Genomic DNA, 19927 nt, shown 5'->3' with positions numbered 1-19927 from the left:
AAATATAAAATAAAGAATTAGTAGATATAATTATTTTTAAGCTGAAGCAATACGTTGCGTTGCTTTCTTTTTATATAAAGTGACGACAGCAAAGATCAGCGTTCCGGTGACCACTAAACATGCTGAAATCACAAAACTGATCTCTTTCGACCCCGTTACATCCGAAATAAATCCGGTCAACGTTGGGGCGACAACCGCTGAACTCATGCCAAAGAAGTTAAAAAGGCTGAAAGCTCTTCCCAGACTTTTTGCCGAAGCCTGTTCAGATACAAAGGAGATCAGGATCGGGTCTACCGCCATTTTCCCCAGCAAGCCGTATAGCGTCAGGCTGACCATCAGCATCGTGGTATTCGGGGACAAAACCGTAAACGCCAACATTGCTGCCGCCACAATTTCCAGACCGAGAATAACCTTAACTTTACTGTTACGGAATTTATCTGACAGATGGCTAAAAAATAACGCCCCCGGTACGCCAACCACCGCCACCAGCGCTGATGCCAGCCCGATAGCTCCGCCATCAAATCCTCTTTCAGTCTGGAGATAAGAGGGCAGCCAGGTCACTATCAAATAATAACCGTAGCAGGTACAGAAATAGAGGAAGTAAACGCTACACAATAAACCAGAGAATAAAGGCGCGCGTTTCTCATCTTCCGTAACGGTTTGGGTTTGCTTTTCCGCTTGCGCAGAGTCGCTTTTGGCTTTACCGCGAATGATCAGCGTAAAGACGCACAGCATGATTACTAATATCGCGGCCACGATATACAGTACATTTTGCCAGGCCATGCTCATGTTTTTTACTAATATGCTGGAACCGATTAAGCCAATCCCCATCCCTATAGCCGACCCGCTGTTGATAATTGCGTTGGCTAATGCCCGACGGGCCTGCGGCACGTTTGCCGAAGAGAGTGAATAAGCCGAGCTAAAGAAAGAAGCGCATCCGCCACCTGCCATTAGCGACCCTATATAGATCATGGTCAGGCCATTGGCTTTCGCGATACAGAGTGTACCAATAATAAAAAGCGTAAATCCGGCCATCAGCATGATTTTTTGACCGAATTTATCGACCAATATTCCGCAAGGGATTTGCATACTGCAGTAAGCAAAAAAGTAAAAACTTGCAATGGCGCCTATTTCAGCATTACTTACATTGTCTAAAGATGCCTGAATTTCTGGATAAATTGGCGTAAGCACGGTGCGATAGATCCAAATCGCTACCCAGCCCAGACTCATTACGACAACAATTTGTTTCCAGTAATCAATTCCGGATTTTTTAGTTTCACTCATGTTCTTCACCTTTACAGAGTGTTCCTTGTGAACAGGTATCGCTGCAGCCGCAGCGATACACATAATTAGGACAATTTATGATTGGCCATTAATTCCAGCGCCTGTACCATTGCCGAATGGTCAAGCTGGCTCCCGCCATTTGCCGCACAGGTATTGAATAATTCCTGGCAGGTCGCCGTATTCGGTAAATTCAGCGCCAGCGCTTTTGCGCTTTGCAATGCAAGATTAAGGTCTTTCTGATGAAGCGCGATTTTGAAACCAGGCTCGAACGTCCGGTTGATCATGCGCTCGCCGTGAACTTCCAGAATGCGTGAAGAGGCGAACCCGCCCATTAACGCCTGGCGCACGCGTACCGGATCGGCGCCTGCTTTTGAAGCAAACACTAAGGCTTCAGAAACCGCTTCAATATTCAGCGCAACAATAATTTGGTTAGCCACCTTACAGGTTTGCCCATCCCCATTGCCGCCCACCAGGGTGATATTTTTTCCCAGGATGTCAAAGAGCGGTTTAACGCGGTCAAAGACTTTCTGCTCGCCGCCGACCATAATCGACAGAGTGCCTTCACGCGCCCCGATTTCTCCCCCGGAAACCGGGGCATCCAGGTAATCAGCGCCCATTTCATTAACGCGCTGGGCAAAACGTTTGGTTTCGATAGGAGAAATAGAACTCATATCGACGATGGTTTTTCCCTGAAGCGATGTTTTAGCGCAACCGTGTTCGCCAAATAACACGTCTTCAACCTGCGGTGTATCCGGCACCATTATGAAGATAATGTCTGCAAATTCAGTTACCTGACGTGCAGTCTCAACATTTACCGCCCCCAGCGAGAGCAGTTCGTCCGCGACCGGACCAATAGTCGTAACGTGTAATTGATGACCGGCGCGTGCCAAATTGATAGCCATTGGAGAGCCCATAATTCCCAGGCCAATAAATCCCAGTTTCATATACAACCTCTTTTATTGCTTTCGGTGTTTCCAGATTCAGGCAACACAATCCCCTTCCAACACAGTGGAAAAAAAAGCGCTGCCCGAATTATTCTGCGTTTTAACGGTACTGATTAATCCACGATAATCCCGCTTCCGTGGTAGTCAGTGGTTTATATTCACAGCCAACCCAGCCATCATAACCAGACTGTTTAATGACATTAAAAATAAAGTCATAATTAATTTCCCCGGTCCCCGGCTCGCCGCGACGCGGGTTATCAGCAATCTGTAAATGGCCTATTTTATCGGCCCATGCCGTCATGGTTTGCGTTAACTCCCCTTCCATGCGTTGCATGTGATAAATATCATACTGAATTTTGATATTATCGCTGCCGATATCCTTAATTAATGCTAACGCCTGTTGAGTGCCGGTGAGATGGAATCCCGGCATATCAAAGTGATTAATAGGTTCGATAAGTAATAAAATGTCTTCTTTCGCCAGCATATTTGCCGCATAGCGCAGGTTTTCGACCAACGTGTCGTGGATCTCCGTTGCGGAGAATCCTGACGGCGTTTTACCCACCAGACAATTTATTTTCTTATTGCCTAACGCACGTGCATAGCGGATTGCGGCCGCTACGCCATCGCGAAACTCTTCTTCGCGCCCAGGAATACAGGCAATTCCACGTTCGCCAGCCGCCCAGTCGCCAGCAGGTAAATTATGTAACGTATGTTCCAGATTATTATCCCTGAGCTTACGTTTTAACACTTCGATGTCGTTATCGTAGGGAAACATGAATTCCACGCCGCGAAATCCCGACAACGCCGCTTTATCAAAGCGTTCCAGGAAATCATATTCCGTAAACAGCATAGAAAGATTGGCAGAGAAACGTAACATCGATTACCTCCCTTACTCATATTTCATAAAACAGGTTTCTGTTGGCGCATCTTTCGCACTATCCGCAACCTCTTCAAACTCGGTTACGTTATCCAGTTCGCTGCCCATGGAAATATTGGTTACGCGTTCCAGAATGACTTCCACCACCACCGGAACGCGATATTGCGCCATTAGCGCTTTGGCTTGTTCAAATGCAGGCGCAATATCTTCCGGTTTAAAGACACGAATTGCTTTACAGCCTAACCCTTCCGCCACTTTTACATGGTCAACGCCATAGCCATTCACTTCGCTGGAGTTGATATTTTCAAAGGCAAGCTGTACGCAGTAGTCCATGTCAAATGCGCGTTGCGACTGGCGAATCAGACCAAGATAAGCGTTGTTAACCAGCACATGGATATACGGAATGTTAAACTGCGCGCCGACGGCTAACTCTTCAATCAGGAACTGGAAGTCGAAATCGCCGGAAATCGCCACCACATTGCGTTGCGGATCGGCAGCACAAACCCCTAATGCCGCCGGGATTGTCCAGCCAAGAGGCCCCGCCTGGCCGCAGTTGATCCAGTGTCTGTCTTTAAACACATGCAGCATCTGCGCTGCCGCGATTTGCGACAATCCAATGGTGGTGACATAGCACACATCGCGACCAAAGGCTTTGTTCATCTCTTCATAGACGCGCTGCGGCTTCACTGGCACGTTGTCAAAGTGGGTTTTACGCAGCAAAGTCCGTTTACGCTGCTGGCATTCGTCCACCCAGGTCTTCCGGCATGGCAAACGCCCCGCCTTTTGCATCTCCTGCGCGACATCGATCAGCAACGTTAGCGCCGCTTTGGCGTCCGAAACGATGCCTAGATCCGGGCACAACACGCGACCAATTTGCGTCGGTTCAATATCGATATGGATGATTTTTCGCCCCTGAGTATATTTCTCAACGGACCCCGTATGACGGTTGGCGAAGCGGTTACCGATGCCAAAAACCATATCGGATGCCAGCAGAGTGGCGTTGCCGTAGCGGTGCGCCGTTTGCAGGCCGACCATCCCCGCCATTAAGGGGTGATCGTCCGGGATACAGCCCCAGCCCATCAGGGTAGGGATCACCGGTACGTTGGTCAGTTCGGCAAACTGCTGCAGCAGTGGCGCGGCGTCGGCGTTAATAACCCCGCCGCCCGCGACAATTACCGGACGCTCGGACTGAATCAGCATCTCCAGCGCCTTTTCAATCTGTACGCGGCTGGCGGCTGGCTTATATACCGGCAACGGCTCATACATATCCGGATCGAATTCGATCTCCGCAACCTGGACATCAAACGGTAAATCAACCAGCACAGGACCTGGGCGGCCTGAGCGCATCAGATGAAAAGCCTGTTGTAATACGCGCGGCACCAGCGCCGCCTCACGAACCGTCACTGCCATCTTGCTGACTGGTTTTGCAATCGCTTCAATATCGACTGCCTGGAAATCTTCCTTGTGCAGACGCGCTCGTGGCGCCTGGCCGGTAATGCATAAAATCGGGATGGAGTCGGCAGAAGCGGAATAGAGCGCGGTGATCATGTCGGTTCCCGCCGGGCCGGAAGTGCCCAGGCAGACCCCAATATTACCTGCCGCCGCACGTGTGTAGCCCTCAGCCATATGCGAAGCGCCTTCCACATGACGCGCCAGTATATGGCGAATGCCTCCATGCTTACGCATTGCAGAATAGAAGGGGTTGATTGCAGCCCCAGGAACGCCGAATGCTGTGGTGATACCTTCTTTTTCCAGCACATACATTGCCGCATCCACGGCTCTCATTTTTGCCATTTTATTGCTACCTCTTTTTATTGGAAAAAGTTTCCAACTTTTAAAAATTTTAAAAAAGTCCCGCTCCAGCGAGCGGGATGCGGCTCAGGCTACAGGGGGTTTTAGCCCAAGCGCCGTACTGATGTCTTTCGCGGTATCCCGTACCAGTTCACCCTGGCTGATAAAGCGATCTTCCGTCAGCCGGGAAGCCGGTCCCGATATCGAGATAGCGGCGACCACGCTGCCCGCATCGTCATAGATAGCGGAGGCGATACAATTCAGCCCGACAACATGTTCTTCCTGGTCGACGGTGTAGCCCTGTTCACGCGCCTGCTCCAGATTTTTAAGCAGGATAGGTAAATCCACCAGAGTGGTCGGCGTAAACCGCCGCAAACCGGTATTGACGACGATCCCCACCAGCTCTTCTTCGGTGAGCGGGTAAAGCAGCGCTTTTCCGGCGCCGGAAGCATGTAACGGCAGACGACTCCCTAAGGGCGCGCACATTCTGACCATCGATTTGCACTCCTTTTGACCGATTAACACCGCTTCATTACCGTTGCGAATCGCTACGTTGACCGTCTCGCCAGAAAGCAGCATAAGTCGGTGCATAAAGGGCCCGGCTACCGAGAGGACATCGCGATTATGAATATACGCAGAGCCCACATTAAATACGCCTAAACCAATATGCCACCAGCCAAGCTGGCTATCCTGGTACACAAAATCAGCCGCTTGCAGTACCTTTAACAGGCGAAACGTCGTAGAAAGCGGTAAATCCAGGCTGCCGGAAATATCGCTAACTGATGAACTGCCGCCGCTTCTTTCGAGATATTGCAATATCGCTATGCCCCTCTCCAGCGCCTGAGCGCCTTTCTGCGCAGTCGGCTCTGCCTGTCCTGGCCTGCCGCGTCGTCTTACTTCCGTCATATTTACGTTAACTCCGGCCCAAAATATGAGCATAAACAATGAACAATATGTTCATCTTATGCAAGAAGGCCAATAGCGTCACGCAAAACAGAGTTCATGTGTCGGGATACTTTCAACATCACAGTTATCGCTGCCACCGCGATCCACCGTCAGAAAATCGGTAACCGTCTGCCACGCAAACAGCGGGTGATGCCATACATTACGGTGATAATTGACGCCCTGCCGTCCGTTGCTAATAAACGCCCGCAGCGTGGAGAGATCGGGTTTATCATCGCCGAGCGCGACAATAACGACAAAAGCCTCGCCGTTCATCGGCACAAACGCCTGCGTACCTAAAGGATGACGTTCCAGTTCATGTACCACAATAGGCATCGCGGCCGGTTGCGCCCTGTTAATACTGATCAGCGTGCGATCCTGCTCCAGAACTTCAACCTTCGCCAGGTCGTGATATCGCTCAACTAACCCGTTGTTTATATGAAAAAATTCACGTTCCTGCGTCTCAATAACATCGCCATAAGCGCTGAACGTCTTCTGATCTAACGGTAATACCTCAAGTTTCATTATTTTTCCCTTGTAGCTCGATTCCGTTTAACCGCGGTTTGGACTCTGTCCGGTTTCAATACCATGCAATCTAAAACCTTCGGGATTTAACATCAACATAAAAGTTGGAATATTTTTCCAAAAGTAGATTTAGACCACAAATCAAACATGGCTATTATGTAAAACTACTTAAAAATCATAGGAAAACAATTCTGGTTTTATCAGGATCGTAAGGAGGCGTCTGACGATGTTTGACCCGGAAACACTGCGTACCTTTATCAGCGTTGCCGAAACGGGGAGTTTCTCCAAAGCGGCGGAGCGCCTGTGTAAAACCACGGCAACCATTAGCTACCGCATCAAACTGCTGGAGGAAAATACCGGCGTAGGGCTGTTCTTTCGCACAACGCGAAGCGTCTCGTTGACGGCGGCGGGCTCTCACCTTCTCTCTCAGGCAAAAGACTGGCTTGCGTGGCTGGACAGCATGCCTGACGAGCTACGCCAGGTTAACGACGGCGTAGAGCGTCAGGTCAATATTGTGGTGAATAACCTGCTCTATAGCCCGCAAGCGGTCGCCAGTCTCTTATCGTGGCTTAATGCGCGTTACCCTTTCACCCAGTTTCACTTTTCCCGGCAAATTTATATGGGCGTCTGGGATTCGCTCCTGTATGAAGGTTTTTCGCTGGCGATTGGCGTAACTGGCACCGAGCCGTTGGCTAATACCTTTATGCTCGACCCTTTAGGTTCCGTACAATGGCGTTTTGTGATGTCCGCGGATCATCCTTTAGCTCACGTCAGCGGGCCTCTAACAGAAGCGCAGTTGCGCCGTTTCCCGGCAATTAATATCGAAGACAGCGCGCGTACGCTGACCAAGCGGGTAGCCTGGCGCCTTCCGGGGCAGAAGGAAATTATCGTGCCTGATATGGAAACCAAAATCGCCGCTCATCTGGCAGGCGTCGGTATCGGTTTTGTCCCGCAGCCGCTTTGTCAAACGCTGATCGACAAAAACGAACTGGTGAGCTGTACCATCCCGACGATGCGTCCGCCCTCACCGTTAAGCCTCGCCTGGCATAAATTTGGCGGAGGCAAAGCGGTAGAAGACATTGTGAAATTATTTACCCAACGGCAACCCGAAATAGCCGGTTTTTTATCCATTTTCAACACGGTACGCTGTTAAAAATCAAGCCACTTTGCGAATTGGCGCGTAAAATAGCGCAAAGGATGATTTAAGGTTACGTTTTACGTTATGCAAGACAGACAAAAAGCACAGGACTATCGCGCGCTCCTCCTTGCCGATACGCCTTTAATTGATGTACGCGCGCCGATTGAGTTTGAACAGGGCGCCATGCCGGGCGCTATCAACCTGCCATTGATGATGGATGACGAGCGAGCCGCCGTCGGCACCTGCTACAAACGTCAGGGCGCGGATGCGGCGTTAGCGCTGGGGCATCGGCTGGTTTGCGGCGACATTCGCCAGCAGCGGCTTGAGGCCTGGAAAGCCGCGTATCAACGTTTCCCCAACGGGTATCTGTGCTGCGCGCGCGGCGGTCAGCGGTCACATATCGTACAACGTTGGCTGCAAGAAACAGGGATTGACTGCCCGCTTATTGAAGGCGGCTATAAAGCGCTGCGCCAGACAGCAATTCAGGCGACCTGGCAACTGGCGCAAAAACCGATACTTTTAATTGGCGGCTGTACGGGCAGCGGCAAAACGCAACTGGTACGACAACAGCCCAACGGCGTGGATCTGGAAGGTCTCGCGCGTCATCGCGGCTCCTCTTTTGGCCGCACGCTGAACCCCCAGCTCAGCCAGGCCAGTTTTGAAAACAAACTTGCCGTTGAATTGCTGAAAATTAACGCGCGTCAGACGCTAAAAAGGTGGGTACTGGAAGATGAAGGGCGAACGATCGGCGCCAACCATCTGCCTGAGTGTTTACGCGAAAGAATGGCGCAGGCCCCCATTGCGGTAGTGGAAGATCCGTTTGCGCTTCGTCTGGAACGACTGCGTGAAGAGTATTTCATCCGTATGCATCACGACTTCACCCACGCCTACGGCGATGAAGCCGGTTGGCAGGCGTATAGTGAATATCTTCATCATGGACTGTTCGCTATTCGCCGCCGTCTGGGGTTGCAACGCTTTGCCGAACTGACGGACACGCTGGATAGGGCGCTGGCAGAGCAATTATCCAGCGGCAGCACTGACGGCCATATGGCATGGCTGGTTCCGCTACTTAACGAATATTACGACCCAATGTATCGCTATCAACTGGAGAAAAAAGCCGCGAATATCGTTTTTCGCGGCACATGGCAAGACGTTGCCAACTGGCTAAAAGCGCAATAGCTTACTTTTATTGCCGGCTGACGCTACATTGAGCCGGCTTAGTGTCTGTCGCGCTTGTCGGCACGTTTTGCCAGCCAGTCGCCCAGCATCTGAACGACCTGAACCAGCACAATCAGCGCCACTACGGTAACAACCATCACTTCGGTTTCGTAACGGTAGTAGCCATAGCGAATCGCCAGGTCGCCTACCCCGCCGCCGCCGACAATCCCGGCCATCGCCGAGTAGCCGATTAAGCTTACCAGCGTAATCGTCAGGCCGCGCAGCAGCCCTGCGCTGGCTTCCGGCAACAGTACGGTACAGATAATACGCATCGGACTAGCGCCGAATGCCAGCGCCGCCTCAATAATCCCTTTATCGACTTCACGGAGCGCGCTATCTACCAGGCGTGCATAAAACGCGATTGCGGCCACCGACAGCGGGACGGAGGCTGCAATCGGGCCTATCGTATTGCCCAGCAAAAGCTGCGTTAGCGGCAGTAACAGCACCAGTAAAATAACAAATGGCACCGAGCGGATAATATTCACCAGAACCGAGGCGACGAGATAAATAAAACGGTTCTGCCAGAACAGATGACGATCGGTGACAAAAATCAGAAAACCGAGCGGTAGACCGCCAAGAATCGCCAGCACCGTTGAAATACTCAACATCTGGAAAGTTTCATTGAACGCCAGCGTTAAATCCGGCAATAAATCATCCACGGATCACCTCCACCTGTGCAGTACGTTGACGGATATGCTCCACGGCGGCGGCCACCGCCGTTGGATTATGCGGCGCGGTTAATTGCACCACCAGAATGCCCAACGCGCGTTCGCCGATATACTCAATCTTGCCATGCAGGATATTGACCGCGACGCCAAACTTGATCGCCACCTCCGACAGTACCGGCTGCTCCGCCGAATCGCCGATAAACAAAATTTTCAGCAGCTGCCCGGGCAGGTGTTCCCGTAAACGTTCCGGCAGGGTCAAATTAAGGGTATGAGACACCAGTTGCTGTGTGAAAGCGTGTTGCGGGTGGGCAAACACATCAAACACCTCGCCCGATTCCACAACCTTACCGCCCGACATCACCGCCACGCGATCGCAAATAGATTTGATCACGTTCATTTCATGGGTGATCAGCACAATAGTAATCCCAAGCTGTGCGTTGATCTGTCTGAGCAGGGCCAGAATCGTGGCGGAAGTTTCCAGATCCAGAGCGGAAGTCGGTTCATCACACAGCAAAACATCCGGATGGTTAGCGATGGCGCGGGCTATCCCCACCCGCTGTTTTTGCCCGCCGCTGAGCTGTACCGGAAAACGGTTCGCTTTATCGGCAAGGCCCACCAGCGTTAAAATTTCCGCCACCCGCGGCGCGATTTTGCTGCGTTCCCAGCCAGCCGCTTTCAGGCTAAACGCCACGTTTTGCGCCACTGTCCGGGTATGCATTAAGTTAAAATGCTGGAAAATCATACCAATACGCTGCCGCGCCTGGCGTAACGCTTTTCCGTCCAGCGCCGAAATTTCCACGCCGTTGACGTTGACGCGCCCCTGACTGGGACGCGTTAAGGCGTTCAGGGTACGCAGCAGAGTGCTTTTTCCTGCGCCGCTGGTACCGACAATGCCAAAAATCTCGCCCGCGGCGATATGCAGGCTCACATCATCCACCGCGCGCGTGGGGGTACCGCGACCGGCGGTAAAATCGACGCAGACTTTTTCTATTTCAATCATATTCACCTCAGAAATTGGGGATGGCCACCGCTGCGATCAGGGTGTCGCGGTCATCCATTCCGGTTTCTGGAAGGCGCTATAAATATTCTTTGGATCGTCGATAACCGCGCGATAAGCCGGCGATTTCACCGCCTCGACAATATCTTTGGCAAACGGCTTATCGGCATCTTCACTGCGTACCGCAATGATATTTTTCAGATTCTCATCCAGGTGTTCCTGCTTAATCGCGCTGGAGAGATCGAGTCCTGCCGCCACCGCAAAGTTCCCGTTAACCAGCGCGCCGGTCACGCCATCCAGCGTGCGCGGTAGCTGTGCGGCTTCCAGCGGTTTGAAAACCAGTCCTTTTGGATTGCTGGCGATATCTCGTTCAGAGGCTTTGGTCGGATCGATATTGTCCTTAATCGTGATAAGCCCCAACGATTGCAGGAAGCGAAGGCCGCGCGCCAGGTTGGTCGGATCGTTGGAGAGGGTAATAATGTCCCCTTTTTTAAGCGCATCCAGGCTGTTGATTTTACGTGAATAGAAGCCCATCCCGGCGGTCGGTACCACAATAAGTTTGCTGAGCTTCAGCCCTTTGTCAGCGGTGAATTTGTCAAAATAGAGGGTATGTTGAAAGAGGTTGGCGTCGATGCTGCCATTAGCTAACGCCATATTGGGCTGGACATAGTCGCTAAACTCGCGCACCACGACCTTATACCCTTTTTCTTTTAATGTCGGCGCAATCGCCTGCTTCACCATGTCGCCATACGGCCCTGGCGCGACGCCAAATACGATCGTTTGCGGGGAACTATCGGCATGGGCAAACTGTAATCCGCAGGCCAGTAATAGCGTGCTGGCCGCAATGCGTAAACTCTGACGCAATCCCATAATTTCTCCATTTTAAATAGTGTGATGCTGTGCCGGATGCCGTTCATGCGGCATCGTCTGTTTTGGCCCAAACGAAAGGCTATTTCTTAACATGACACAGATCACAGCCTGCTGTCCTTGAAATTATTTCATGATGTTTCCTGGTGTGTCGTTAAATGTACGAGGCAGGCGCTCAGGCGTGTGTCAGGCGGGAATGGCGTAAAGGGAAATGCCGGATAAGAGGTCTTAACGCCAACATCCGGCAGAGGAAAACGCTTTAGAAATCGTAACGCAGACGCACCAGGTTCATATCGCCCAGATTGTCAGTGCTGGAAGTGAAAACATGTTCATAATCAACGCGGAAACCATAATCCAGTTGGAAGGTGATCCCCACGCCGTTATCGGTGCGCAGATAGTCGCGGCCATTCACATATTCAATGCGGTCGCCCATAAAGTACGGTTGAATAGCTTTCACGGCATACTGACCAATCGGGAAAGCGTAACCGACAAAATATTCCAGACCCCACGCATCGCCGGCAAAGTAATCATTCACAGACACTTTTTTGGTCGTCATAAAGTTCTGATACCAACCGCCGCCTGCGGCGATAGTCCAGTTTTCCGGCGTCCAGCTTAACGCGGTACCGACAATATTTTGATCGTAAGTTTTATTGCCGTTGCCGCGCATCTCCGCACGGGTATAGTTCCATGCCGTCCCCCAGGTCAGATCGTCGGTGAGATGGTAATCCGCGCCTAAAGAACCGCCGCCTTTACGCTTGTAATTCAGGCCGTTATTGGCATTATAATCGTCGCTGAACAGATAAGACGCGTAGAGATCGACATTGCCAATGCTTTTCTTATACTTCAATGACTTACGCGTGCGATAAGAACCATCGTAGTCGCCGTTAATCCCGTTGCCCGGCGCCTGACCTATCATGTCGTAATCCCAGATATCGGTTTTTACGCCCACCACATCGTAATAAATGCTGTTCTGTTGACCGAAGGTCAGCGTTCCCCACGTCGCGCTCTTGAAGCCGGTATACAGCATACGGCGAGTGGTATCAGTCGCGCCCTTCGCATAATGGTTATCCCAGTCAAATACCGCAGGGATATTGACGCCCAGCTCGTAATAGCTAATCCAACTGATATCATCAAACAGATAATAATCCGCGGCGAAGCGGAAACGCGTCCCGCCATCAAAACCATTACGTTTATAACCGTTCGCGCCGTCATTGCCGGTCATATTCTGGAACTGCGGACGAATACTCCCGCCAACGGTGAAATTGAGTCGGCTGAGTGGATTACCCGCCTGGGGATCTTGTTTTAAAACGGTGATTTCCGCCTGAGTGGCGAAAGGCATGAAAGCCACTGCCGCGCCGATCGATGCCGCCAACGCTGTTATTTTAATTGTCATTATATTTTCCTTGATAGATAGCCAATCCAAATCATTTAGCAGGCAAATAATAACTGTTATAAAACCTTACGTGTTGTGTATTTTTTAATGATTTGTGCTACTAAAAATCAAGGAGTTATCAATTTGTGCGACTAAAAAAGTACGCGCCGTTTTAAAAACCGGCGCGAAATTATTCACATCATGAATCATCCGCTAAACTGTCGGAATAGCGCTTTGCCTTTCAGCAAACGAACGCCAAGCCAGCCGCCGCATACGGAAAGCAGCAGCGCGCCGCAAAACGGCAGTGCGCCCCATAAACGCCAGTCCGGCTCCCAGGGGAAATCAAAAACGTTGATTTGTAAGATCGCCAGCGCCGTCTCCGCGCCAATCGCGGCGACCAGCCCGGCAACTAACCCCAGCATGGCGAATTCGCACCAGAGTGTGGTACGCAACAGTTTCTTTCCGGCTCCTAATGTGCGCCACACCACCAGCTCCTGATGGCGCTGACGCATCCCGACCTGTACCTGGGCCAGTAATAGCAACATGCCGCAGAGGGTGACTAGCACAACCATCACCTCCAGCGCCCGACTGACCTGCTCCAGCACCTGTCCCACCTGTTTCAGGATCGCCCCGATATCTAACAGGCTGACGGTAGGAAACTCGCGGTTAAGCTGCGTTAACATGCCGTTGCCATTCTCCCAGCGAAAACTGGTCAACCAGCTTTGCGGTTGCCCGTCCAGCGCCCCGGAAGGAAAAATGAAGAAAAAGTTGGGCCGCAGGCTTTCCCAGTCCACTTGACGCAGGCTGGTGACTTTAGCGCTAAATGCCTGGGTATCGCCCATAAAGGTTACGCTATCGCCGAGTTTGACGTTCAGCCGCTTCGCCAGCCCCTCTTCCATGGAGACTTCGCCCGGTTTTGGCGGCCAGTGACCGGCGACCAGCGGATTATGCGCCGGGCGCGTATCCTGCCAGGTCAAATTCAGTTCACGGTTGAGCGACTCATCCTGCTGACCTTCCGTCGGATTACCGTTTATCTTCGTTAACCGCGCCCGCACAATCGGATAAAACGTCTGCGGGATCACCTGATGTTCCGCCAAAAAGGCTTTCAGCGGCGCGACCTGTTCTGAAGCAATATTGATAAGGAAATAGTTCGGACTTTCCGGCGGGAGCTGCTGTTGCCAGCGATCAAGGAGGTCGCCGCGCAGCACCAGCAAGAGCGCCAGCAGCATAAACGAAAGCGAAAACGCCGAAAGCTGACTCAACGTTGACCACGGCTGACGCAGAAGTCGGCTGACGGCCAGACGCAGCGGTAGCGACGTCAACGTCATGCCGCGCAGCACGTTAAGCAGCATCCAGCCCACCAGACCGCACAGCAGCGCCAGTATCACGGCGCCCGCCAGAACCGCCCACAACAGCATACTTCCGCCCATCAATCCGACGAGCAACGCCACCACGACGGCGCAGGCGACAGGCAAATAAATTTTTAACGGCCAGACGCGAGCAACAACATCGCGGCGCAGCACCCGTAGCGGCTGGGTCGCCAGCAACAATCGATAAGGCCGTAAACCGACCAGCAGAGAGATGACCGTCATCGCGCCCAGCGCCCACAGCCAGGGCCACAGGCTGGCGGGCGGCAAATCGGCGGGCAGTACCGGTTTTAGCAGCACCAGCAATATGTTTTCAAACAGTAACCCAATCGCGCCTCCCGTGACGGCGGAAAGCCCCAGCACCATCAACCACTGTCCGATAATAAGTTTACGCAACTGGGCCCGGCCCGCGCCCAACGTTTTTAAAATCGCCACCAGATCGTAGCGGCTACGGCAGTAATGGCTCATCGCCACCGCGACGGCAGCTACCGCCAGCAGTAGCGTTAATAACGCCGAAAGCAGCAAAAACTGCTGCGAACGTTCGAGCGATTTCCCCAATGCCCCGTCATCCTGCTCCAGTCCGTACCAGCGATGTTCCGGTTTAAGCTGCGGTAACAGCCAGCTTTCATAGCCAGCAAGCTGTTGCGGCGTTCCGCCGAATTTATACCGCCACATCACGCGGCTCCCCGGCTGTATCGCACCGGTTTTTGCCACATCGGCCATATTCATCATCAGACGCGGCGCCATCTGAAAAGGGTTAAATCCGGAATCCGGCTCCTGCACCACTTCACCGGCAATACGCAAGGTCACGTCGCCGACATCAATGGTATCGCCCGTTTTCAAATTAAGCAGCGCCATCAGACGCGGCGCCAGCAGTACGCTACCCGGCTGCGCTTTCACTCCGCCTGGACGGGTTTGCAATTCGCCGTACATCGGATAAACGCTATCTACCGCCTTCACGCTGGCCAGTTGCGGCGTATCGCCGGCAAACGTCATGGTCGCAAAGGTTAACTGCTCGCCCACGTTAAGGCCGCGTTTACGCGCCTCTTCAAGCCAGGCTTTCGGTACCTCCCGCGAACTTTGCAGCGTCCGATCGCCTGCCATAAACTCGCGGCTTTGCTGACTTAACCCTTTTTCCATCCGGTCGCTGATACTGCCGAGCGCCAGTACGCAGGCCACCGCCAGACTCAACGCCAGCCAGACAATAATCAGCGACGGCGAGCGCCATTCGCGCCAGAACCAGCGAGCTATCATGCCTCCTCCTGTAACTGACCGTTGACCAACCGCAGCCGCCGGTCGCAGCGCGCCGCCAGCGCCGGGTCGTGCGTCACCAGAATCAGCGTGGTGCCGTGCTCGCGGTTAAGCGAAAATAGCAGGTCGGCGATTTTATCTCCGGTCTGACGGTCAAGGTTGCCCGTCGGCTCATCGGCAAACAGCACATCAGGACGCCCGTTAAACGCGCGCGCCAGCGCTACGCGCTGCTGTTCGCCGCCGGAAAGCTGTGCCGGAAGGTGGTCAAGCCGTTTTCCCAGTCCCAGTTGTTCGAGCAGCGCTTTCGCCCCCGCCTTACTCTGACCGCTGTTTTCACCGCGTAGCAGGGCCGGTAGCTCAACGTTTTCCAGCGCGTTAAGCGTAGGAATAAGCATGAAGGATTGAAAAACAAAACCGACATGCTGAGCGCGAAGCTGCGCCCGCGCCTCTTCGTCCATCTGGTGAAGCGGTTTCCCGACCAGACTGACCTCTCCGCTACTGCCGTCATCCAGTCCGGCGAGAATCGCCAGCAGCGTAGATTTTCCCGATCCTGATTCGCCAATCAGCGCAATGGTTTCGCCGCGTTTGACAACCAGTTCAACTCCGGTAAGGATGGAAAGCTCATGCTCACCCTGACCGACGGACTTCCTGAGACGATGAACTTCAACACTGTTTTCCGCTGGCATTTGCCCTTCCTGTTTTTGATCCTGTTAACTTTCCGTGCCGCCGCCGCAGACACCTTATTAATTCTGGGCGATAGCCTCAGCGCCGGTTACCGTATGGCCGCCAGCGCGGCATGGCCGTCGCTCCTTAATGATAAATGGCAAAACAAAACGTCGGTCGTTAATGCCAGTATAAGCGGAGATACCTCGCAGCAGGGACTGGCGCGTTTGCCGGCGCTGTTGCAACAGCATCACCCGCGCTGGGTAGTGGTGGAACTTGGCGGCAACGATGGCCTACGCGGTTTTGCGCCTGCGCAAACCGAACAGACGCTACGTAAAATCATTCAGACGGTGAAAGCCGCCGATGCCCAACCGTTACTGATGCAAATTCATCTGCCCGCTAACTACGGTCGCCGTTATAATGAATCCTTTAGCGCCATTTATCCTAAGCTCGCCAAAGAGTTCGATATTCCTCTGTTACCGTTTTTTATGGAAGAGGTATATCTGAAACCGCAGTGGATGCAGGATGACGGCATTCATCCCAACCGCGACGCCCAGCCGTTTATTGCCGACTGGATGGCGAAGCAGTTGACCCCTTTTCTCTCCTGAATCATTCGAGTTGCATGAAGGCGGCACGTAAGAGAATGTCCAGGAGCATAGATACCTATGTGACTGGAGTAAACGAACGCACAGGCAACTTGAAGTATGACGGATATAGTTAACCACGACTCTTAAATCAACGGAGATCCTGACAGGTAAAGTTATGCAAAAATCGGTCTTAATAACAGGATGTTCCAGCGGAATCGGTCTGGACAGCGCGCTTGAGCTTAAACGCCAGGGCTTTCAAATCCTGGCGGGCTGCCGCAAACCTGATGATGTCGCCCGGATGAACAGTATGGGATTTACCGGCGTGTTGATCGATCTCGACTCCCCTGAAAGCGTGGATCGTGCCGCCGATGAAGTGATCGCCCTGACCGATAATCGTCTGTATGGGATCTTTAACAATGCCGGCTACGGCGTGTATGGCCCCCTTTCCACCATCAGCCGTGAGCAGATGGAGCAACAGTTTTCCAGTAATTTCTTCGGCGCGCATCAGCTTACTATGCGCTTACTTCCCGCCATGTTGCCGCATGGCGAAGGACGCATTGTGATGACCTCATCGGTGATGGGGCTGATTTCCACCCCAGGGCGCGGCGCTTACGCCGCCAGCAAATATGCGCTCGAAGCCTGGTCTGACGCGCTACGTATGGAGCTACGGCACACAGGCATTAAAGTGAGCCTGATAGAACCGGGGCCGATTCGTACCCGTTTTACCGATAACGTTAACCAGACGCAGCGTGATAAACCGGTAGAAAATCCCGGCATCGCCGCACGTTTCACCCGCGATCCTGACGCGGTAGTAGCGAAAGTACGTCATGCTTTTGCAAGCGATAAACCCAGGCTGCGCTATCCCGTTACGCTGGTCACCTGGGCGGTGATGGCGCTGAAACGCATATTGCCGGGCCGGATGCTGGATAAAATTTTACAAAGCTGAGTTGAAGCGCGCCCGTCAGCCCCCATGTAAACGTGACACAGACAAAAGAGAGCGACGCCATGTCCGTACAGAACATTGTCAATATTAATGAATCCAACCTGCAGCAGACCTTAGAGCAGTCCATGACCACGCCGGTACTGTTCTATTTCTGGTCTGAACGCAGCCAACACTGTCTGCAATTAACGCCAGTGCTGGAAAGCCTGGCTGCCCAGTACCACGGTCAGTTTATTCTGGCAAAGCTGGACTGCGACGCCGAACAGATGATCGCCGCTCAGTTTGGGCTGCGCGCCATCCCGACAGTCTATCTGTTCCAGAATGGCCAACCGGTCGATGGTTTCCAGGGACCGCAGCCGGAAGAGGCGATCCGCGCTCTGCTGGATAAAGTACTGCCGCGCGAAGAAGAGCTAAAGGCGCAACAAGCGATGCAGTTAATGCAGGAGGGCAACTACATTGACGCGCTGCCGTTGCTCAAAGACGCCTGGCAGCTCTCTTCGCAGAACAGTGAGATTGGCCTGTTACTGGCGGAAGCGCAAATTGCGCTGAACCGCTCTGAAGAGGCCGAAGCGGTGTTAAAAACTATCCCGCTACAGGATCAGGATACCCGTTATCAGGGGCTGGTTGCGCAGATCGAACTGCTTAAACAGGCGGCGGATACGCCGGAAATTCAGCAACTTCAGCAGCAAGTCGCGGACAATCCGCAGGATGCGGCTTTGGCAACGCAACTGGCATTGCAGTTGCACCAGGTCGGACGTAATGAAGAAGCGCTGGAATTGCTGTTCAGCCATCTGAGAAAAGATCTTACCGCCGCCGAGGGACAGACGCGCAAAACCTTCCAGGAGATCCTTGCCGCGCTCGGCACCGGCGACGCGCTGGCGTCGAAATACCGCCGCCAGTTGTACGCGCTACTGTATTAATCCTCTCTTGCCTGATGGCGCGCTTATCTGGCCTACCTGTCGTCCTCAGGCCGGATAAGGCGCTTGCGCCATCATCCGGCAACTATCATGATTTCTTGAGCGGCATCACTACCAACTGATGACGCGAATTATAGAACTTCCGGTAGGTTAAATAGCAGGCAATGATGGTAGACAGGCTGGCTGTCGACAACAGCATAAACGTTACCATAATTTGATATTTAATCGCTTTTACCGGATCGATCCCGGCAAAAATCAGCCCGGACATCATCCCCGGCAGGCTCACCAGCCCAACGGTCTTTGCCGAGTCGATCGTCGGGATAAGCGATGCGCGGATGCTATCGCGGATAAGCCCGGCGGAGGCCATTTTCGGCGTTGCGCCCAAACTTAACTTTTCCTGGATTTGCTGCTGCTCGCTATGAAAACGCAGCCCCAGTTGGTTGTAGCACAGCCCTACCGCTACCATCGCATTACCGGCGACCATGCCAGCGATGGGAATCACCTGCATCGGCGCAAATTCAATCGAACCGGTAAGCACCAGTACCGTCAGCGTTAGCCCGGCGCCGACGGTGATGGCGATAAACGAGGAGAGAAATGCCTTATCGATATATTTACTGCGCTTTTGCGCGTTCCATGCGGCGTTAAAACAGATGAACAGCACCATCAGTAGCGTCAGGGCGGCATGATTAACGCCAAAGATGTATTTCAGTACATAGCCGACAATAATGAGCTGTATCACCGCCCGGCATACGCTCCACAGAATATCTTTTTCCAGCGCCAGCTTTTCCTTGTGACTGATGAGCATCGCGACCACCACCAGCAGCATCGATAACGCCAGCGAGGTATTGGTAATATTATGCTCGTTCATAACGCGCCTCCTGCATCTCTCCGGCAGATGGCGTTAACGTTATCACCTTATCCGCGTGTTGAATTTCATCTTTATCATGCGTTACCCACAAGACAGCGACCTGCTTATCGCGAACATAGCGATGAATAATATCATTCACATTCCGTTTGTTATGTTCATCCAGCGCGCTGGTTATTTCGTCGAGTAACAGTATTTTCGGCAGAAACTGTAGATTACGAATTAGAGCAATACGCTGTTTTTCTCCGCCGGAAAGCGCGGTAATCGGTTTTTGCAGAATCGTCTCCGGCAGTTCAAAACGCGCCAGATCGTCTGCGAAGGCTGTCGGCTGCGGGCGCTGATGGCGAATTTGCCAGGGAAAAATCAGGTTATCGTAAACCGTATCGCCAAATAGCGCTGGCGTCTGAGCGCAATAAGAAACCTGCTGGCGATAGGCTTCCGGACTCAGAGTAGTAATATCCTGCCCCTCAAAAAGAATCACGCCGATATCAGGGCTTATTAACGAGGCCACCATTTTCAACAACGTACTTTTTCCGCAGCCAGAAGGACCGGTAATTAACTTAAATTCGCCGCGTTGCAGCGTAAAACTGATGTTATTCACTATTTTTGTCGTCGCAGTCCGGTAACCGACCTGCTTTAACTCAAGCAACATGCTACGTTCTGTCATTTATTGCGCATCCGTTGTTCATATTTTTATAGCGATAGTGTATCCCT

General features: G+C 52.6%; 19 protein-coding genes and 18 other annotated features. Of the genes, 5 read left to right on the top strand and 14 right to left on the bottom strand.

Annotated features, from left to right (window positions below; translation table 11 throughout):
- Window positions 1–36: 36 nt before the first annotated feature.
- The 6 genes from STM0520 to allA form a co-directional block, all read right to left on the bottom strand.
- Window positions 37–1290, bottom strand: a protein-coding gene (locus STM0520) for a putative permease (protein NP_459515.1). Within the gene, window positions 37–1284 belong to an annotated coding region; the region does not span the whole gene.
- Window positions 1285–1290 (bottom strand) — a ribosome-binding site (putative RBS for STM0520; RegulonDB:STMS1H000856). (Overlaps the previous gene by 6 nt.)
- Before the next feature lie 59 nt (window positions 1291–1349).
- Window positions 1350–2238, bottom strand: a protein-coding gene (gene glxR / locus STM0519) for a tartronic semialdehyde reductase (RefSeq protein NP_459514.1). Within the gene, window positions 1350–2228 belong to an annotated coding region; the region does not span the whole gene.
- Window positions 2233–2238 (bottom strand) — a ribosome-binding site (putative RBS for glxR; RegulonDB:STMS1H000855). (Overlaps the previous gene by 6 nt.)
- 90 nt (window positions 2239–2328) lie before the next feature.
- The gene (gene gip, locus STM0518; protein NP_459513.1) for a glyoxylate -induced protein occupies window positions 2329–3115 on the bottom strand. Within the gene, window positions 2329–3105 belong to an annotated coding region; the region does not span the whole gene.
- Window positions 3110–3115 (bottom strand) — a ribosome-binding site (putative RBS for gip; RegulonDB:STMS1H000854). Its footprint overlaps the gene before it by 6 nt.
- A 2-nt stretch (window positions 3116–3117) precedes the next feature.
- Window positions 3118–4913, bottom strand: a protein-coding gene (gcl, locus tag STM0517) for a glyoxylate carboligase (protein ID NP_459512.1). Within the gene, window positions 3118–4899 belong to an annotated coding region; the region does not span the whole gene.
- Window positions 4908–4913: a ribosome-binding site (putative RBS for gcl; RegulonDB:STMS1H000853), on the bottom strand. (Overlaps the previous gene by 6 nt.)
- Before the next feature lie 70 nt (window positions 4914–4983).
- Window positions 4984–5819, bottom strand: a protein-coding gene (allR, locus tag STM0516; RefSeq protein NP_459511.1) for a putative regulatory protein. Within the gene, window positions 4984–5802 belong to an annotated coding region; the region does not span the whole gene.
- Window positions 5814–5819, bottom strand: a ribosome-binding site (putative RBS for allR; RegulonDB:STMS1H000852). (Overlaps the previous gene by 6 nt.)
- Before the next feature lie 61 nt (window positions 5820–5880).
- Window positions 5881–6375 (bottom strand): ureidoglycolate hydrolase gene (gene allA, locus STM0515; RefSeq protein NP_459510.1). Within the gene, window positions 5881–6363 belong to an annotated coding region; the region does not span the whole gene.
- Window positions 6370–6375 (bottom strand) — a ribosome-binding site (putative RBS for allA; RegulonDB:STMS1H000851). (Overlaps the previous gene by 6 nt.)
- Before the next feature lie 198 nt (window positions 6376–6573).
- Window positions 6574–6579 (top strand) — a ribosome-binding site (putative RBS for ybbS; RegulonDB:STMS1H000850).
- Here allA and ybbS point away from each other — a divergent pair.
- Window positions 6574–7516 (top strand): putative LysR family transcriptional regulator gene (gene ybbS / locus STM0514; RefSeq protein ID NP_459509.1). Within the gene, window positions 6590–7516 belong to an annotated coding region; the region does not span the whole gene. It overlaps the preceding feature by 6 nt.
- Window positions 7517–7567: 51 nt before the next feature.
- Window positions 7568–7573: a ribosome-binding site (putative RBS for ybbB; RegulonDB:STMS1H000849), on the top strand.
- Window positions 7568–8680 (top strand): putative ATPase gene (gene ybbB / locus STM0513; RefSeq protein NP_459508.1). Within the gene, window positions 7586–8680 belong to an annotated coding region; the region does not span the whole gene. Its footprint overlaps the feature before it by 6 nt.
- A gap of 38 nt (window positions 8681–8718) precedes the next feature.
- Here ybbB and sfbC read toward each other — a convergent pair.
- The 6 genes from sfbC to ybbA all read right to left on the bottom strand — a co-directional run bounded on the left by sfbC (window position 8719) and on the right by ybbA (window position 15939).
- The gene (sfbC, locus tag STM0512) for a putative binding-protein-dependent transport systems inner membrane component (protein NP_459507.1) occupies window positions 8719–9385 on the bottom strand. Within the gene, window positions 8719–9378 belong to an annotated coding region; the region does not span the whole gene.
- Window positions 9371–10394, bottom strand: a protein-coding gene (sfbB, locus tag STM0511) for a putative ABC-type transport system ATPase component/cell division protein (RefSeq protein NP_459506.1). Within the gene, window positions 9371–10387 belong to an annotated coding region; the region does not span the whole gene. Before sfbB ends, sfbC begins: the two co-directional genes overlap by 15 nt.
- Window positions 9380–9385: a ribosome-binding site (putative RBS for sfbC; RegulonDB:STMS1H000848), on the bottom strand. Its footprint overlaps the gene before it by 6 nt.
- Window positions 10389–10394 (bottom strand) — a ribosome-binding site (putative RBS for sfbB; RegulonDB:STMS1H000847). (Lies within the gene sfbB.)
- A gap of 29 nt (window positions 10395–10423) precedes the next feature.
- Window positions 10424–11260 (bottom strand): putative ABC-type transport system ATPase component/cell division protein gene (gene sfbA, locus STM0510; protein ID NP_459505.1). Within the gene, window positions 10424–11254 belong to an annotated coding region; the region does not span the whole gene.
- Window positions 11255–11260 (bottom strand) — a ribosome-binding site (putative RBS for sfbA; RegulonDB:STMS1H000846). It overlaps the preceding gene by 6 nt.
- 250 nt (window positions 11261–11510) lie before the next feature.
- Window positions 11511–12651 (bottom strand): putative outer membrane protein gene (locus STM0509; RefSeq protein ID NP_459504.1). Within the gene, window positions 11511–12644 belong to an annotated coding region; the region does not span the whole gene.
- Window positions 12646–12651: a ribosome-binding site (putative RBS for STM0509; RegulonDB:STMS1H000845), on the bottom strand. Its footprint overlaps the gene before it by 6 nt.
- 178 nt (window positions 12652–12829) lie before the next feature.
- Window positions 12830–15255, bottom strand: a protein-coding gene (ybbP, locus tag STM0508) for a putative inner membrane protein (protein ID NP_459503.1). Within the gene, window positions 12830–15244 belong to an annotated coding region; the region does not span the whole gene.
- The gene (gene ybbA / locus STM0507; RefSeq protein ID NP_459502.1) for a putative ABC superfamily (atp_bind) transporter occupies window positions 15241–15939 on the bottom strand. Within the gene, window positions 15241–15927 belong to an annotated coding region; the region does not span the whole gene. Before ybbA ends, ybbP begins: the two co-directional genes overlap by 15 nt.
- Window positions 15250–15255, bottom strand: a ribosome-binding site (putative RBS for ybbP; RegulonDB:STMS1H000844). Its footprint overlaps the gene before it by 6 nt.
- Window positions 15881–15886, top strand: a ribosome-binding site (putative RBS for tesA; RegulonDB:STMS1H000842).
- Between ybbA and tesA the strand changes: the two genes are divergently transcribed.
- The 3 genes from tesA (at window position 15881) to ybbN (ending at window position 18351) form a co-directional block, all read left to right on the top strand.
- Window positions 15881–16512, top strand: a protein-coding gene (tesA, locus tag STM0506) for a multifunctional acyl-CoA thioesterase I; also functions as protease I, lysophospholipaseL(I) (protein NP_459501.1). Within the gene, window positions 15898–16512 belong to an annotated coding region; the region does not span the whole gene. The two genes, ybbA and tesA, sit on opposite strands and share 59 nt — an antisense overlap.
- Window positions 15934–15939, bottom strand: a ribosome-binding site (putative RBS for ybbA; RegulonDB:STMS1H000843). Its footprint overlaps the gene before it by 6 nt.
- Window positions 16513–16655: 143 nt before the next feature.
- Window positions 16656–16661 (top strand) — a ribosome-binding site (putative RBS for ybbO; RegulonDB:STMS1H000841).
- Window positions 16656–17437, top strand: a protein-coding gene (gene ybbO / locus STM0505) for a putative oxidoreductase (protein ID NP_459500.1). Within the gene, window positions 16667–17437 belong to an annotated coding region; the region does not span the whole gene. It overlaps the preceding feature by 6 nt.
- Before the next feature lie 59 nt (window positions 17438–17496).
- Window positions 17497–18351 (top strand): putative thioredoxin protein, encoded by an 855-nt coding sequence (gene ybbN / locus STM0504; RefSeq protein NP_459499.1) that lies wholly within the window; start codon window positions 17497–17499, stop codon window positions 18349–18351.
- A gap of 85 nt (window positions 18352–18436) precedes the next feature.
- On the opposite strand, the gene ybbM is transcribed toward ybbN, so the two are convergent.
- Window positions 18437–19229, bottom strand: a protein-coding gene (gene ybbM, locus STM0503) for a putative YbbM family transport protein, metal resistance protein (RefSeq protein NP_459498.1). Within the gene, window positions 18437–19216 belong to an annotated coding region; the region does not span the whole gene.
- The gene (gene ybbL, locus STM0502; protein NP_459497.1) for a putative ABC-type sugar/spermidine/putrescine transport system, ATPase component occupies window positions 19203–19895 on the bottom strand. Within the gene, window positions 19203–19880 belong to an annotated coding region; the region does not span the whole gene. The genes ybbM and ybbL overlap by 27 nt, the downstream gene beginning before the upstream one ends.
- Window positions 19224–19229, bottom strand: a ribosome-binding site (putative RBS for ybbM; RegulonDB:STMS1H000840). Its footprint overlaps the gene before it by 6 nt.
- Window positions 19890–19895, bottom strand: a ribosome-binding site (putative RBS for ybbL; RegulonDB:STMS1H000839). (Lies within the gene ybbL.)
- Window positions 19896–19927: the final 32 nt, after the last annotated feature.

It is taken from the genome of Salmonella enterica subsp. enterica serovar Typhimurium str. LT2 (assembly GCF_000006945.2).
GTDB lineage: Bacteria > Pseudomonadota > Gammaproteobacteria > Enterobacterales > Enterobacteriaceae > Salmonella > Salmonella enterica.
This window is presented reverse-complemented; position numbering and strand designations above follow the sequence as displayed.

Coding starts and splice junctions, on each gene's coding strand:
- STM0520 (NP_459515.1), bottom strand. CDS start 1,284: ATGAGTGAAACTAAAAAATCCGGAATTGATTACTGGAAACAAATTGTT.
- glxR (NP_459514.1), bottom strand. CDS start 2,228: ATGAAACTGGGATTTATTGGCCTGGGAATTATGGGCTCTCCAATGGCT.
- gip (NP_459513.1), bottom strand. CDS start 3,105: ATGTTACGTTTCTCTGCCAATCTTTCTATGCTGTTTACGGAATATGAT.
- gcl (NP_459512.1), bottom strand. CDS start 4,899: ATGGCAAAAATGAGAGCCGTGGATGCGGCAATGTATGTGCTGGAAAAA.
- allR (NP_459511.1), bottom strand. CDS start 5,802: ATGACGGAAGTAAGACGACGCGGCAGGCCAGGACAGGCAGAGCCGACT.
- allA (NP_459510.1), bottom strand. CDS start 6,363: ATGAAACTTGAGGTATTACCGTTAGATCAGAAGACGTTCAGCGCTTAT.
- ybbS (NP_459509.1), top strand. CDS start 6,590: ATGTTTGACCCGGAAACACTGCGTACCTTTATCAGCGTTGCCGAAACG.
- ybbB (NP_459508.1), top strand. CDS start 7,586: ATGCAAGACAGACAAAAAGCACAGGACTATCGCGCGCTCCTCCTTGCC.
- sfbB (NP_459506.1), bottom strand. CDS start 10,387: ATGATTGAAATAGAAAAAGTCTGCGTCGATTTTACCGCCGGTCGCGGT.
- sfbA (NP_459505.1), bottom strand. CDS start 11,254: ATGGGATTGCGTCAGAGTTTACGCATTGCGGCCAGCACGCTATTACTG.
- STM0509 (NP_459504.1), bottom strand. CDS start 12,644: ATGACAATTAAAATAACAGCGTTGGCGGCATCGATCGGCGCGGCAGTG.
- ybbP (NP_459503.1), bottom strand. CDS start 15,244: ATGATAGCTCGCTGGTTCTGGCGCGAATGGCGCTCGCCGTCGCTGATT.
- tesA (NP_459501.1), top strand. CDS start 15,898: ATGAACTTCAACACTGTTTTCCGCTGGCATTTGCCCTTCCTGTTTTTG.
- ybbA (NP_459502.1), bottom strand. CDS start 15,927: ATGCCAGCGGAAAACAGTGTTGAAGTTCATCGTCTCAGGAAGTCCGTC.
- ybbO (NP_459500.1), top strand. CDS start 16,667: ATGCAAAAATCGGTCTTAATAACAGGATGTTCCAGCGGAATCGGTCTG.
- ybbN (NP_459499.1), top strand. CDS start 17,497: ATGTCCGTACAGAACATTGTCAATATTAATGAATCCAACCTGCAGCAG.
- ybbM (NP_459498.1), bottom strand. CDS start 19,216: ATGAACGAGCATAATATTACCAATACCTCGCTGGCGTTATCGATGCTG.
- ybbL (NP_459497.1), bottom strand. CDS start 19,880: ATGACAGAACGTAGCATGTTGCTTGAGTTAAAGCAGGTCGGTTACCGG.